The organism is Enhygromyxa salina, from assembly GCF_000737335.2.
GTDB classification, from domain to species: Bacteria; Myxococcota_A; Polyangia; order Nannocystales; family Nannocystaceae; genus Plesiocystis; species Plesiocystis salina_C.
The window spans coordinates 1-527 of sequence record NZ_JMCC02000326.1 but is presented as its reverse complement, the minus strand read 5'-3'; the positions used below and the strand labels follow the sequence as shown (position 1 = coordinate 527).

General features: G+C 72.7%; 1 protein-coding gene. It reads right to left on the bottom strand.

What is annotated here, in order from left to right; translation table 11 throughout:
* A partial coding sequence (locus DB30_RS41115) for an AMP-binding protein (protein ID WP_146663013.1) occupies positions 1-527 on the bottom strand: 527 nt, incomplete at both ends.

Genomic DNA, 527 nt, shown 5'->3' with positions numbered 1-527 from the left:
TCGTCACGACCAGGGCGACCGGCGCGAACCCGATCGAGGCCAAGCCAAACCCGCCAGGTCGTCGGCGTCGCCTGCATCACCGTCGGGGCCGCAGCCTCGAGCCGAGTCCGCAAGGCGAGGCCGTCGGCGGCGACCTCTGCAGGAAGGATCTCGACCTGCCCGCCGCGGACGAGGGGCAGGTAGAGCTCGAGCCCGGCGATGTCGAAACAGACCGTCGTCACGGCCAGCAGCGAGTCGCGGCCGTCGAAGCCCGGCCTGCGCCCCATCGTCCACAGGAAGTTGAGCAGCGCGCGGTGTCCGACCTCGACGCCCTTGGGCCGCCCCGTCGAGCCCGAGGTGTAGATGACGTAAGCGGTCGCGTCCGGCGTCGAGCGGTCGATGGGCGTGAGCCCGGGCTCGCGCGGCCCACCGAGTTCGCCGACGGTCAGGGTCTCGACGCCGAACTGGGCCAGGCTCGCCTGGGACCCGGCGTCGCTCACGACGACGCGCGCGCCCGAGTCCGCGAGCATGTAGCCGATCCGCGCTGG